This is a genomic window from Collinsella aerofaciens (genome assembly GCF_025289055.1).
Taxonomy (GTDB): Bacteria; Actinomycetota; Coriobacteriia; order Coriobacteriales; family Coriobacteriaceae; genus Collinsella.
Window position 1 is genome coordinate 1 of sequence record NZ_JAESIQ010000005.1, and the last position, 14,792, is coordinate 14,792.

The window sequence follows — 14,792 nt, forward strand, 5'->3', positions numbered from 1 at the left end:
ATAACCGTGCAACGGAAAAGAGCCGCCCTTTCGGACGGCTCAAACTGTAATGGGGCTATTTTAGCTGCCCCGACCGTCAATCAACCTAACCGTCGTGCCAACAGCCGGGGTAGCTAAAATAGCCCCGTCCCAAATTGACTACTCGCCAACTGCATACATGGCAGACTGATTTTTCAATCCCCGTCCCAGAAAAATCATTATGCATAGAAAGTCATAATTATCATTTCGTAAACATTTCGATGAAATTAACGCCTTGGCGCATACTTGCGGTTAAAATACCGCAAGGCCTAACTACCAACCTTTAAGCCGGTCCGGAGAGACCGGGAAGGAGAATTATGGCGAACAACCATACTGCGGGCACCGCTGCCCGCACCTTCGCGCCCAGCGAGCTTTGTCAGCGCATGCTGGCCAAAACCAGCAAGGGCACCTGCGGTCCCTGCATCCTGTACCTTGAGGATGGGACCATTTTTTATGGCCGTGCATGCGGTGCCGAGGGTACCGCGACCGGCGAGGTGTGCTTCAACACCTCGCTTGAGGGCTATTTTGAGGTCATGACCGACCCGAGCTATGCCGGCCAAATCGTAACCATGACCTATCCGCAGATCGGTAACTACGGCATCGACGGGACCGACGTCCAGTCGGCCTTCCCCGGCGATACCGCTCGCCCTGCGAGCGCTCCCGCCATGCGCGGCATGATCGTCCGCGACATGTGCGTCACGCCTTCCAACTGGCGCTCGGCCGTCAGCGTGCCGGAGTACCTGCGTGCCCACGGCATCGTCGCTATCGAGGGCGTCGACACCCGCGCTCTTGTGCGCCACCTGCGCGACAACGGCTCCAAGATGGGCATTATCTCGACCGAGATCTTTGACGTCGCCGAGCTTGCCGAGCGTCTGGCCGCAGCGCCGACGCTGGTGGGCGAGAACCTGGTCAAGACCGTGAGCTGCCCTGAGCCCCACGCTTTTGCCGCGTGCGACCTGCCCGCTACGCATGACTTTGCGCTTGCTCCTGCCGCTCCTGCCCGCCACAACGTGGTCGCCTACGACTGCGGCGTCAAGCGCGGCATTTTGGAGGGTCTTGTCCGTGCTGGCTGCGACCTTACTGTCGTGCCGTGGGATATGCCCGCGAGTGAGGTGCTCGACATGAATCCCGACGGCGTCTTTTTGTCCAACGGCCCCGGCGACCCCGATGCTGTGGTGGAGACCTACGAGCAGGTGCAGCAGCTGATCGGCAAGGTGCCGGTCTTTGGTATTTGCCTTGGTCACCAGATGATCAGCCTGGCATGCGGTGCCCAGATGGAAAAGCTTAAGTTCGGTCACCGCGGCGGCAACCAGCCGGTTATGAACCTGGTGAGCCGTCGTGTGGAGATCACGGCGCAAAACCACGGCTTTGGTCTGCTGTTCCCCAGTCTGGGCAAACTGATCCCGGAGCTTTCCGGCGGCGAGACCGAGCATGCGGCTGACGGCGACCTGCGCGCCTGGGTGCGTCGCGGCATCGCGCCGGTCGTGATGAACGAGCGCTTCGGTCGCATTCGCCTGACGCACGTGAACCTCAACGACGGCACCGCCGAGGGCATCCAGCTGCTCGATGCCCCGTGCTTCTCGGTCCAGTACCACCCCGAGGCCTCGCCCGGCCCCACCGATGCCCACTATCTCTTTACCGCCTTTACGCGACTCATGGACGGCGAGGAGAACTACCTGGACATCGACACCGCGAAGGACCGCCTTGCCGGCTGGAATTTTGCCGAGACCGCCGCGACCGAGACCGAGGAGAACTAACATGCCGAAACGTACTGACATCAAGCGCATCCTCGTCATTGGTTCGGGCCCCATCGTTATTGGCCAGGCCTGTGAGTTCGACTACTCCGGCGCCCAGGCTTGCAAGGTGCTCAAGGAGGATGGCTTTGAGGTCATCCTGGTCAACTCCAACCCGGCGACCATCATGACCGACCCGGGTCTTGCCGACCGCACCTATGTCGAGCCTATCACCGCGGAGTTTATCGAGCGCGTAATCAAGAAAGAGCGCCCGGACGCGCTGCTGCCCACGCTGGGCGGCCAGACCGGTCTGAACGCCGCCGTCGAGCTGGCGAAAGACGGCACGCTGGACAAGTACGGCGTCGAGATGATCGGCTGCGACCTGGCCGCTATCGAGCGTGGCGAGGACCGCAAGCTCTTTAACGAGGCCATGGCCGAGATTGGCCTGGAGGTCGCACGCTCGGGCTATGCCTACAGTGTGGCCGACGCCGAGGCTATCGCCGAGCGCGTGGGCTATCCCTGCGTACTGCGCCCGAGCTTTACCCTCGGCGGCGCCGGCGGCGGCATCGCTCACACCCACGAGGAGCTCGTCTCCATCGTGAGCCAGGGCCTGGAGCTCTCGCCCGCCCACGAGGTGCTGGTTGAGGAGTCCATCGAGGGCTGGAAAGAGTATGAGATGGAGGTCATGCGTGACCACGCCGGTAACGGCATCATCGTGTGCTCCATCGAGAATCTCGACCCCATGGGCGTGCACACCGGCGACTCCATCACCGTGGCGCCGGCGCAGACGCTCTCCGACCTTGAGTATCAGCGCATGCGCGTGGCCTCGCTCGCCATTCTGGAGAAGATCGGCGTCGAGACCGGTGGCTCCAACGTGCAGTTTGCCGTGAACCCCAACACCGGTCGCTTGATCGTCATCGAGATGAACCCGCGCGTGAGCCGTTCGTCCGCGCTGGCCTCCAAGGCCACGGGTTTCCCCATCGCTAAGGCCGCCGCGCGCCTGGCTGTGGGTTATACGCTCGACGAGATCGTCAACGACATCACCAAGGCCACGCCCGCCTGCTTTGAGCCCACGATCGACTACTGCGTCGTTAAGGTGCCGCGCTTTGCCTTCGAGAAGTTCAAGGGTACCGACCCCACGCTCACCACGCGCATGAAGGCCGTGGGCGAGATTATGGCGATTGGCCGCACCTTTGAGGAGGCCTTCGGCAAAGCCATGCGTTCGCTGGAGGACGGTCACCAGGGTATCTGCGCCGGTGGCAAGGAGGGTGCCGATAAGCTGAGTGACGATGAGCTCGCTCAGGCCGTGGCCACGCCGACCGAGCACCGCATCTTCTTTGTGGTCGAGGCCCTGCGCCGTGGCTGGGACATCGCTCGCATTCATGCCACCTGCGGCATCGACCCGTGGTACCTCAACCGCATCAACGACATGGTGCAGGTTCAGGAGAGCATCCGCGGCCTGCGTGTGGAGGATATTGACGCCGACGCGATGCGCCTACTCAAGCAGTACGGCACGAGCGACGCCGAGATTGCCGCGCTGACCGGCTCGGATGAGCGCTTTGTGCGCGCCTATCGCAAGGGTCTGGGCGTGGTTCCCAGCATGAAGACGGTCGATACCTGCGCTGCGGAGTTCTCGAGCGCCACGGAGTACCACTACAAGACGTACGAGAACATCTACCGCACGAGCCCGGATGCCAAGAAGTGCGTGGCTCCCGACGAGACCACGCCGGCGGACAAGCCCAAGGCGATGATTCTGGGCGCCGGCCCCAACCGCATTGGCCAGGGTATCGAGTTCGATTACTGCTGCGTGCACGCGAGCTACGCGCTGGCGGCCCGCGGCTTCGAGACCATCATGGTCAACTGCAACCCCGAGACCGTCTCGACTGACTACGACACATCCGACCGCCTGTACTTTGAGCCGCTCACCTACGAGGACGTCATGGACGTCATTGACGTTGAGCGTCCTGACGGCGTCGTGGTGACGCTCGGCGGCCAGACTCCGCTTAAGCTGGCGCGCATGCTCGAGGAGAGTGGCGTCAACATCATGGGCACCAAGCCCGATGCCATCGACTTTGCCGAGGACCGCGAGCGCTTCGCCGCTCTGCTCGACAAGCTGGGCATTATGTATCCGCCGGCGGGCCAGGCCACCTCGTTTGAGGAGGCCGAGGCCGTGGCCGCGCACATCGGCTACCCGCTGCTGGTGCGTCCGAGCTACGTGCTGGGCGGCCGCGGCATGATGATCGCCTACGATGCCGAGCATCTGCGCGATTACATGGCAGAGGCTGCGCGCATTAGCCCCGACTACCCGGTGTACCTGGACCGCTTCCTGGAGGGTGCGATCGAGTCCGATGTCGACGCCCTGTGCGACGGCGAAGAGGTCTACATCGGCGGTATTCTGGAGCATATCGAGGAGGCCGGTATTCACTCCGGCGACTCCGCGACGTGCATCCCGCCGTTCAGCTTTAGCGAGAGCCTGCAGGCAAAGCTTCGCGAGACCACGCGCCGCATCGCGATGGCGCTGGGCGTACGCGGCCTGGTCAACGTGCAGTACGCCATCAAGGGCGAGACCGTCTACGTGATCGAGGCAAACCCGCGCGCCAGCCGTACCGTGCCGTTTATCTCCAAGGCCACCGGCGTGCCGCTGGCCAAGTGCGCGGCGCGTATCATGGCAGGCGATTCCATCGCGAGCCTGGGCCTGCCGAGCGACGAGCGTCAGCTGGACTGGTTCTGCATGAAGGAAGCCGTTATGCCCTGGGGCCGTTTCCCGGGAGCCGACGTTATCCTGGGGCCCGAGATGAAGTCGACGGGCGAGGTCATGGGTATCGCCAAGAGCTATCCCGAGGCATATGCCAAGACGCAGCTGGCGATCGACTACAAACTGCCCGATCCGAGCTGCGGCAAGGTGTTCATCAGCGTGTGCGACCGCGACAAGCGTCATATCCTTTCGGTCGCCCGTATCCTGCGCTACCTGGGCTTTGATATCTGCTCCACCGAGGGTACGGCGCGCGTGCTGCGCGGCGGCAACGTGACGTGCGAAGTCGTGGAGAAGATCAGCGGCCCGCACGACGGCGAGCGTCCCAACATCGGCGACCTCATCGCCGATGGCAAGATTGCGGTAATCATCAACACGCCGTACGGCCCGGGCTCGCGTGGCGATGGCTACCTGCTACGTACCGAGGCCGTGCGTCGCGGTGTGACCTGCGTGACGGCGATGTCTGCCGCCAACACCTACGTGAGTGCCATCGAGGCCGTGCGCGAGGACCAGCAGGGTCACGGCAGCGCCAACGACATGGGCATGGACGTCATCGCCCTGCAGGACCTGCCGCAGTACACGGTGTAGGTCGAGCTGTCCGGCCGGGGCGGGAGGGGCCGAGATTTTCCCCCTTTCGCTCCGGCTGCAAGCAGAGTCGCTCAGGAGGAAACACGGCCCCTCCCGCCCCGGCCTATGGTGACTCGGGTGCACCGTGTGCTGCCGAAGGGACTTTGCGCGATGACTAGGGCTGAATAGAAAATGAGTGTGGGCTCTGTCGTTCGAATGAACGACAGAGCCCACATTTTGTATGGGGCCTTCAGGTGAATTGCAATCATATGAAGGCCTTTTACCAAGGGAGAGATATGTCTTTGGACAGTTAGTTCAGATTTGTATTTCTCAAAGAGCAGAAGTCGGTTAATTTAGGCTCAATTGAACTGTTTTCGCTTTCCTAATGAGGCAGATATGCTTACTCAAGGGCGGAAAAGGCTTATCGCTGGGTCCCAGTGACTCAAAAACCGAGATGATTAAGCAAAAGCCACTGCCAAAAAAATACAAATCTGAACTAACTGCCCACCACCCTCTGTCAACCTTTCTATTCAAACCAAATCAGCCAACGTATGTCATAGCAATCCCCGGTAGGTCGCAGGGTGGCGGCTGAGCCTTTTCTTCGGGAAACTTCGCGAAGTCCAGTTCCCGAGGGAAAGGTATGGTCTGTGTAATACCAGATAAACAGTACATTTTTGCTTAATTGATATTTGGGAGAAGAACCAATTGGTGTGGCTTATTAAGCCCACTTTGCCATTGACGCTCATTTTAATACCACTGGGAGAATTCCGAACTTGGTTGCGCAACTGCTCCTGTATGCTGATTCAACCTAATAGGTGGATATCTGGTTACTACCAGTTGACCACTTGGTAACGGGTGGGCCCACTGCACGGAATGTACCGAACACCCCTCCCGTTTGATGCGTGCGCCATACTGCAGGGCGTGCGTCCGCGACACTTCCGCATGTCGGAGGGAAGGAGTCCAGGTGTGTAGGAATTCCATTTTTACGAAACGGTGGGTGAAGGGAAGCGCGGTCCTCGTTGCCACTGCAGCGACGCTTGTGTTTGCCAATCCCCAGCAGGCGATTGCCACGCCACTCAAGGGTGTCGACTCAGCGACCGTGTCTCAGTCTGCCTCGAACGTCGTCGACATCGATTTCGCTGACGGCATCAAGGGCCGTATTACGTTCCTCGAGGACGGTATTTTCCGTTATAACGTCGACCCCAAGGGTGAGTTTTCCGAGTACGCCACGCCGCGCAGTAAGTCCCACACGGCTAAGATCCAGGCTCAGCCCGATACCTCGGACACCTACAGCAAGCCGAGTGCGACGGTTGCCGACAAGGGCGACACTATCGAGATCACCGGCGGAAAGGCGACCGTGATCCTGGACAAGGCGACTGGCAAGATGAGTATCAAGTCAGGCGACCGTGGCGTGGTTTCTGAGTCTGCGCCCCTCGACCTTGATAAGAAGGGTACCGTCCAGACGCTCGCCAAGGAGAAGTCCGAGAACTTCTTTGGCGGTGGCACCCAGAACGGCCGCTTCCTGCACACCAACCAGACCATCGCCATCTCCAACACTAACAACTGGACCGATGGCGGCGTTGCCTCGCCCAACCCGTTCTATTGGACGAGCGACGGCTACGGCGTGCTCCGAAACACGTTTGCAGAGGGTTCCTACGACTTCGGTTCCACGGACTCATCGACGGTCACGACTTTGCACAGCGAGAATGAGTTTGATGCCTATTACTTCGTGGCGACCAACGAGGGCGCCTCGAACGTGGCAACCGAGATGCTGCAGGACTACTACAAGGTGACCGGCAATCCGGTGCTGCTGCCCGAGTACGGTTTCTACCTGGGTCATCTTAATGCCTATAACCGTGATGGCTGGTCAACGACCTCGGGTCAAAAGAAGTGGGAGACCAAGGGCAGCAAGTCCTCGAGTGAGAAGGGCGACGTTAAATACGAGTCCGGCATGTCGACGGGCTACAAGCTCGACGGCACGCTTGCGGCCGAGACGCTCAACGGTGAGGGCCCTACGGTTGATACCGAGAACATGAAGGCGACCGATTTCGACCGCCAGTTCTCCGCCCGGCAGGTTATCGATGACTACGAGGACAACGACATGCCGCTCGGCTGGTTCCTGCCGAACGACGGTTACGGTGCTGGCTACGGCCAGAACGGTTACTACAAGACCGGCGGCGTCAACTCCGACGGAACGAGTTCTGCCGAGCGCCTCAACGCCGTGCGCGCCAACGTCGACAATCTTAAGAAGTTCACCGAGTATGCCAACTCCAAGGGCGTGAGCACCGGTCTCTGGACCCAGTCGAACCTCGAGCCCGATAGCAACTCCGAGACCCCGTGGCATCTGCTGCGCGATTTCGATTCTGAGGTTAAGACTGGTGGCATCACCACGCTCAAGACCGACGTCGCTTGGGTCGGCTCCGGCTACTCCTTTGGCCTCAACGGCATCAAGACGGCCTATGACACCGTGACCACCGGCGCCAACAAGCGCCCCAACATCATCACGCTTGACGGCTGGGCCGGCACGCAGCGCTTTGGCGGCATCTGGACCGGCGACCAGTACGGCGGTAACTGGGAGTACATTCGCTTCCATATCCCCACGTATATCGGCCAGAGCCTCTCGGGCAACCCCAACATCGGCTCCGATATGGACGGCATCTTTGGTGGCGATCCCATCATCTCCGCTCGCGACTACCAGTGGAAGACATTCACGCCCTCTATGCTTGACATGGACGGTTGGGGCACCTACCGCAAGTCGCCCATGACGCACGGCGATCCATACACGGGCATCTCGCGCTTCTATCTCAAGCTCAAAGCACAACTCATGCCCTATATCTACACGAGCGCGGCCTCGGCGGCCAACATCGACACGGGCAACGGCGATACCGGCCTTCCCATGATCCGCGCCATGCTGCTTTCCGACAACTCCGAGTACGCCGCAAGCACCTCGACGCAGTACCAGTACATGTTCGGTGAGAACTTCCTGGTGGCACCGGTGTATCAGGATACCCAGGCAGATGAGAACGGCAACGATGTCCGCAACGGTATCTACCTGCCCAACTACGGTACCGACGAGAATCCCACCATCTGGATTGACTACTTCTCGGGCAAGCAGTACCGCGGCGGTCAGGTCCTCAACAACTACGAGGCTCCGCTTTGGAAGCTGCCACTCTTTGTTAAGGCCAACGCCATCGTGCCGATGTACGCCGAGAACAACAACCCCGAGGCTGTGACCGAGACCAACACCAAGGGCACCAATCGCAGCCAGCGTATCGTCGAGTTCTTCGCCACCGAGGGTGAGGGCAGCTTTACGCAGTACGAGGATGACGGCTCCTCCATCGAGAACAACACGACCGAGGACGATTCCTACGGCACAATCGACAATATTTCCTACGGTGAGCATGTGAGCACCGTCTATAAGTCGAGCGTGGTGGGCGGCACGGCGACCTTTACCGCCGAGGCATCGCAGGGCGGCTACAGCGGCTACGACTCCAACCGCACCACGACCTTTGTGGCCAACGTCTCCGCCAAGCCCACGAGCGTCTCCGCCAAGAACGGCGGATCCGCGCTCAACGTGGTTGAGGTCGACTCGCAGGAGGCCTTTGACGCCGCGACCCCCGAGGCCGGCCAGGCGGTCTACTTCTACAACGAGACCCCCAACCTCAACCACTACGGTAGCGACGCAGGCAGCACCGAGGCCGAGCAGGGCGAGAGCTTCAACAACACCAAGATCACCACGAATCCCAAGGTCTACGTCAAGTTCGCGAAGACCGATGTCGCCACGGCAGCGCAGACGCTCGAACTGGGCGATTTCGTGAACGCCGATGCCACGCTCGCGGCCGACCGCTTCAACGAGAACCTCTCCGCACCCGCGAACCTTGCTGCCCCCGAGGACGCCACGACCCCCACGAGCATTAAGCTCACCTGGGGGAAGGTCGATGGTGCTACCTCCTACGACCTTAAGGTAGACGGCACTGTGTTCGCCGTGGGCGATGCGGCAGAATTCACGCATACCGATCTTGCCTACAACAGCAAGCATACCTACCAGATTCGTTCGCGCAACGCCGATGGCTACTCCGCATGGAGCGACGTGCTTGAGGCGAACTCTGCGCTCGACCCGTGGCGGAACGTGCCTGAGGCCGAGGAAATCACTTGGGAGGGCTCGCTCTACGGTAGCCATAAGGCCGAACTCGCCTTCGACCATGAGTTCCAGTCGGGCGACGGCGGTTTCCACTCCGGTGGCAACGATCTGGGCAAGGCGCTTACCGTTGACTACGGTCGCGCTTACAAGCTCGACAAGCTCGAGTACTATCCGCGCGATGATGCCGGTAACGGCACTGTGACCAAGATGCGCATCGAGACGAGCCTCGACGGCGTGCATTGGACGACGCAGGAGGTCGACTGGGAGCGCTCCGCCGCTTGCAAGACGGTGGCGTTCGACGGCGCCGTGGCCGCGCGCTACGTGCGTATGACGCCGCTCGCGTCCGTGGGCAACTTCTTCTCCGCCTCCGAGATCGCCATCTACAAGACCGACGGCACGGACGGCTTCGCTGTGGGCTCCAACCTCAACAAGGCCACGGTCTCCGACGGCGACTACTCCAACATGAAGAATTACCTGGGTCTTGAGAACCGCGAGCCCGACACCTCGACGTTCGACTCCCAGATCCGCGCCCACTTCGCCGACCTCAACGGCAACGGCGTCTACGACGTGTACGACTACTCCTTCACCATGGCGGCGCTCGACGGCGGCACCAAGCAAAAGGGCAAGGCTGCTGGCACCCTCGCGGTGATCCCGAGCAAGATGGAGGTCGAGGCCGGCGACGAGATCACGGTCGACGTCTACGCCACCGACGCCGAGAACATCAACGCGCTCGGTGCGCTCGTCAACTTCAACAGCGACCAGTTCGAGTATGTCTCCGAGAGCATCGCGCAGGATGCGTCGACGGCGGGCATGGAGAACCTCTCGCGCGAGAAAGTGCAGTTCACGGATGGCCACCAGACCATCAACCTGGCCTTCGCCAACCGCGGCGACGCCAAGCTCTTCAACAGTACTGGTGTGGTCGCGAGCTTTAAACTCAAGGCTAAGACGGCCGGCAAGGTCGAGCTGCCCTCGACGTCTTGGCTCGTCGGCCCGGCGTGCGACGCGCTCGAGTTCGTGAGTGATGGCACCGTGACGATGCCCGGTGTCCCGCAGCCCACCAAGTCCGAGTACGGCCGCGACGCCTTTGACATCACGATGACCAACGACGAGCTCCCCACCGACGACGGCACCAACGTCGAGAAGCTCATCCAGCAGAAGAGCTATGACGGACTGTTCGACAACAATGAGGGCGGCAACGACTTCGAGTTCCTGTGGAACTATGGGCCCAACTGGATCGACGGCAAGATGCCGACCTACGTCAAGCTGCCCGCCACGATGACGTTCGCCTTCAAGACGCCGTCGAAACTCGATAGCGTCGAGGTCGTTAACCGCAACGGTGGCAACGGCACCGTGCAGAAGATTAAGTCCGTCGTGACGTTCGAGGACGGCTCGACCCAGGAGTTCTCGGGCGGAAGCTTTGATTCCTATCAGGCTCGCTACGCCTTTGGCCTCTCTGCCGAGAACAAGGGCAAGAAGGCGACCAAGGTCGAGATCACGCCGCTTGAGGCATCGGGTGACCAGATGCTCACGCTGCGCGAGATCAACTTCAACTACACACAGGGTGTCGAGGCCATCGAGGGTGTCGAACTGGGCAAGAACCAGACCGAGTTCTTCGAGGGCGATGTGACGCTCGTCGACGCCAAGGCCACGCCCGAGAGCGCCGGCTACCCCTATGTGACGGTCGAGAGCTCCGATCCTTCTGTGGTGAGCGTCTCCGCTGTCCAGGCCGGCGATAGCGTGAGCTACTACCTGCGCGCCAACAAGGCCGGCAAGGCAACGATCACGGTGGCGTCGGTGCTCGATCCCTCCAAGACCGCATCCTATGAGGCCGAGGTCAAGGCTGGTGTCGACACCTCTGCGCTCATGGCAGCGCTTTCCAAGGCCGCGGGCTACAGCGAGTCCGTCTACACCAAGGATTCCTATGCAGCCCTCACCGCTGCGGTCGAGGCGGCTCAGAAGCTCCTCGATGGCGGCCAGGGCAGCTATAGCAAGAAGGATGTCGCAGACGCCACGGCCAAGATCGAGAAGGCAATCGACGGCCTCAAGATGCGCCCCGTCGATGAGAAGAGCCTCATCAACACGCCCGAGAACCGCGAGAACGTCAAGGTGACCGGCTTCTCGAGCGAGGCCGACTATGAGGGCAGCAACGCCGTCAACGCTCTTGACGGCGATGAGCAGACGCTCTGGCACAGCGACTGGGCCTATAAGGCCGGTATGCCCCAGTACCTGACCGTCGACCTGGGCCGCGACTACGATCTCACCGACGTCACGTTCCTGCCGCGCCAGGACGGCGGCACGAACGGCGATATCTTTGAGGCCGAGGTGCTGGTTTCCGACACCGCCGACGGTTATGAGATGGGCACCGCCACGTCGATGGGTACGTTTACCTTCGACAACGACGGCCGCGTGCTCACCGACCGTGGCGACTGGAAGCAGATGAGCTTTGGTGCCGCGCGCGGTCGCTACGTGACCGTCAAGGTGCTCCACGCCGGCGGTGGCAGCGTTGACGCCTACTGCAGCATGGCGGAGCTCAAGTTCTACGGTACGGCCGTTCCCAATCCGGTGGCGAAGGACGACCTCACTGCCGCGATTGAAAAGGTTGATGCCGAGGTTGCAGCCGGCGACCTTAAGGCCAGCGACTACACCGAGGCTTCCTGGACCGCGTTCCAGAACGCCTTGGCGAGCGCCCGCGCCATCCTGAACGACGAGAACGCCACGCAGGACGAGGTCGACCAGGCACTCAAGGCACTCGAGAGTGCTCGCGACGCGCTTGAGAAGACTCCGGTGACCCCGGTCGAGAACCCGACCAAGAAGCAGCTCAAGGCCTTGGTCAAGCAGGCGAAGGAGACTGACACCAGGGGCAAGACGGACGAGTCCGTCAAGGCCCTGACGGATGCCATTACCTACGCCGAGGACGTCTTGGGTGATGAGAATGCTTCCGACATCCAGCTCCAGGCGGCCTATGACCAGCTCAAGCTGGCCATTGAGAGCCTCAAGGATGCCGATTCCGGCAACCAGGGCGGCTCGGGCAACCAGGGTTCCGGCAATGGCTCAAACGGCGGCAACCAGGCGGGCAAGCCCGCAGGCGACAAGGCCCAGGGCAGCAAGAAGAGCGGTTCGGCGATCCCCAATACCGGCGACCAGACGGCGGCGACCGTCGCGGCCGTCGGTGGTCTTGGCGCCATCATCGCCGCGATCGGCGCTTTCTTCCATCGTCGCAGCAAGGCTAAGTAGTCCCAGCGACAACTAAGCAAACGTGCCCGCCGCTCCGTCAAGGACGGCGGGCATTGCTTTATTATTTCAGCCAACGTACGTCATGGCAATATCCGGTAGGTCGCAGGGCGCTTCGCGGGCGGGCCAGGCTCTATCTGAACGACTTTGCGAAGCAACCGGAGTGAAGATAAAGCCTGGCCCGCCCGCGAAGCGCCACAGAGACCGCAGGGACGGGAGCAGCTATACTACTCTCAGTAGTTAAGGGTCGCGGATTCGCCGCGTCACCGCTCTCAACAGGAGGTCTTTGTTTATGGCAGATCAGAAGCCGGTTGTCGGGATCATCATGGGCTCCAAGTCCGATCTGGGCGTTATGGAAGGTTGCACCGCCGAGCTCGAGGCACTGGGCGTGCCCTATGAGCTCGTGATTGCGAGCGCGCACCGCACGCCGGCGAAGGTCCATGAGTGGGCCTCGACTGCTGCCGACCGCGGCATCAAGGTGATTATCGCTGCTGCCGGCAAGGCTGCTCACCTGGGCGGTGTCGTGGCTGCGTTTACGCCGCTGCCGGTTATCGGCGTGCCTATGAAGACGAGCGATCTGGGTGGTATGGACTCGCTGCTGTCGATGGTGCAGATGCCTTCGGGCGTGCCCGTTGCCTGTGTGGCTATCAACGGTGCCAAGAACGCTGCCATCTACGCCACGCAGATCCTGGGCGCCTGCGATCCCGAGTACCGCAAGGTTATCGAGAAGATGAAGCAGGAGATGGCTGACGCCTAAGCGCTCTGCCAGTCCATTTGCAGCATAAGGAGAGCCATGTCCGACTATCAGGGAAAGCGTTTTTCGGCTTCTCGGATTCCCGATTCAGCCAAGTTGGGAGCAGCCCGCGCGCCGCAGCAGGGTCGGACATCCTCTCCTCAGCAGCCGCGCGCGCCGCGTCCCGTGACGCCGGCGAAGCATCGCCGTCAGGATACGCCGGCTGCATATCGCCCTTCGTCATACAGTACGGCCAAGAAGTCACCTCGCTCTTCGGCGCATACCGCGCCATCGAGCTATACCGAGCCGCCGCGCAAAAAGCGCCGCTCCGTCATTCCCATTCTGCTCATCATCATCGGCATTGGCCTGATCGTTGCCGCGGCCGCCATCTTTATCAACGCGCAGATTGGCTACAAGCAGGCGAGCGAGTCGTATCAAAAGATCGAAAAGCAATATGTGAGCGACAAGGACGCCAGCGGCGTGCCGATTATCGACTTCAACGCGCTTGCCCAGACAAATCCCGAGGTTGTGGGTTGGATTTACGCGCCCGGCACCAACATCAACTACCCCGTGGTGCAGACCAACAACAACTCCAAGTACCTCAACACGCTGTTCGACGGTACGGCCAATGCCTCGGGAGCCATCTTCCTGGATAGCGACGACAACGCGCCGGGCATGGTGGATCAGCAGACCACGATTTACGGTCATCATATGAACGACGGTTCGATGTTCAACGTGATTTCGGATACGACCGATCAGGCGACGTTCGACAGCATGGAATACGTGTACTACATCACGCGTGATGCGACGTATAAGTTGCGCCCGCTGGCGACCAAGGTGGTCGAGGACACGTATGCCAAGGCGCGCACGCCCAACTTTGAGGGCGATGACGGACTGAAGAATTACCTGTCCGAGATGCTCGACGGCGCCTCGGCGGTGGCGAGCGATGCAGGCGACCGCGCCGCCTCGGCAACGAAGGTCGTGACGCTCGTGACCTGTCGCTCGCTGTCATTTAGCAATACGCGCGCTGTCATGGTGCTCACGCCGGTCGAGGAATAAAGTGTCCGGGAGCCCCGTCCCAAAAAGACTACCCTGGAAATCAAAAGGAGAAATGATGCTTGAGAACGGCAAATCGATGCCTTCGGTTGATGCTTGGCTGCGCGAAGCCAAGGCCGATGCTTCGGCGGCTGATTGTGGGATGTACCTGACACACAACGGCGTGGTGCGTGCGACGCCTAAGTCCGAGGTGCGTGGGATCGAGACAAATGGTGTGGCGCCTGGACATAAGGTGGGCGGCATGGTGTTCGGCTTCGATGCCGAAAAGGTGCAGGCCGCCATCGAGGCAACGCGCGCGATGCCGGGTATCGGCTATGTGCGCGTGTGGCTGGCGAGCGGCGAGCTTGCCGTGGGCGACGACATCATGCTCGTACTCATTGGCGGAGACATTCGCCCGCATGTGGTCGATGCGCTGCAGGCGCTCGTCGGTACCATCAAAAATGAGTGTGTGAGCGAGGTCGAGCGCGAGGCGTAAGGCCGGCAGCAGCACTCGACAACAAAAAGCCCGCTGGCAGTTCATCAAGTTGAACTGCCTCCCATTTCTTGGACATGAGAAATGGG

Annotated in this window: 6 protein-coding genes; all 6 read left to right on the forward strand. The window is 61.0% G+C overall.

All coding sequences use genetic code 11. The features are described from left to right. The first annotated feature begins 335 nt into the window (after window positions 1–335). Window positions 336–1,775 (forward strand): glutamine-hydrolyzing carbamoyl-phosphate synthase small subunit, encoded by a 1,440-nt coding sequence (gene carA, locus JMJ97_RS02400; RefSeq protein WP_260699043.1) that lies wholly within the window; start codon window positions 336–338, stop codon window positions 1,773–1,775. Between the two features lies 1 nt (window position 1,776). Further along, a complete protein-coding gene (carB, locus tag JMJ97_RS02405; protein ID WP_260699044.1) occupies window positions 1,777–5,091 on the forward strand; it encodes a carbamoyl-phosphate synthase large subunit in 3,315 nt (1,104 codons plus the stop codon). 976 nt (window positions 5,092–6,067) lie between these two features. After that, window positions 6,068–12,445, forward strand: coding sequence for a discoidin domain-containing protein (locus tag JMJ97_RS02410; protein ID WP_260699045.1), 6,378 nt, complete (start codon window positions 6,068–6,070; stop codon window positions 12,443–12,445). 289 nt (window positions 12,446–12,734) lie between these two features. Continuing rightward, on the forward strand, window positions 12,735–13,199 hold the full coding sequence (gene purE / locus JMJ97_RS02415) for a 5-(carboxyamino)imidazole ribonucleotide mutase (protein ID WP_006235810.1): 465 nt from the start codon (window positions 12,735–12,737) through the stop codon (window positions 13,197–13,199). A 36-nt stretch (window positions 13,200–13,235) separates the two neighbouring features. Then, entirely contained in the window at window positions 13,236–14,234 is a 999-nt protein-coding gene (locus JMJ97_RS02420; RefSeq protein WP_260699046.1) for a class B sortase, read from the forward strand. 55 nt (window positions 14,235–14,289) lie between these two features. Next, window positions 14,290–14,706 carry a molybdenum cofactor biosynthesis protein MoaE gene (locus JMJ97_RS02425; protein ID WP_260699047.1) on the forward strand — a complete coding sequence of 139 codons (417 nt, stop codon included), beginning with the start codon at window positions 14,290–14,292 and terminating at the stop codon, window positions 14,704–14,706. Window positions 14,707–14,792: the final 86 nt, after the last annotated feature.

Excerpts from the sequence above, each read along its gene's own strand:
- purE (WP_006235810.1), top strand. The coding sequence starts at position 12,735 with ATGGCAGATCAGAAGCCGGTTGTCGGGATCATCATGGGCTCCAAGTCC.
- carB (WP_260699044.1), top strand. The coding sequence starts at position 1,777 with ATGCCGAAACGTACTGACATCAAGCGCATCCTCGTCATTGGTTCGGGC.
- JMJ97_RS02425 (WP_260699047.1), top strand. The coding sequence starts at position 14,290 with ATGCTTGAGAACGGCAAATCGATGCCTTCGGTTGATGCTTGGCTGCGC.
- carA (WP_260699043.1), top strand. The coding sequence starts at position 336 with ATGGCGAACAACCATACTGCGGGCACCGCTGCCCGCACCTTCGCGCCC.
- JMJ97_RS02420 (WP_260699046.1), top strand. The coding sequence starts at position 13,236 with ATGTCCGACTATCAGGGAAAGCGTTTTTCGGCTTCTCGGATTCCCGAT.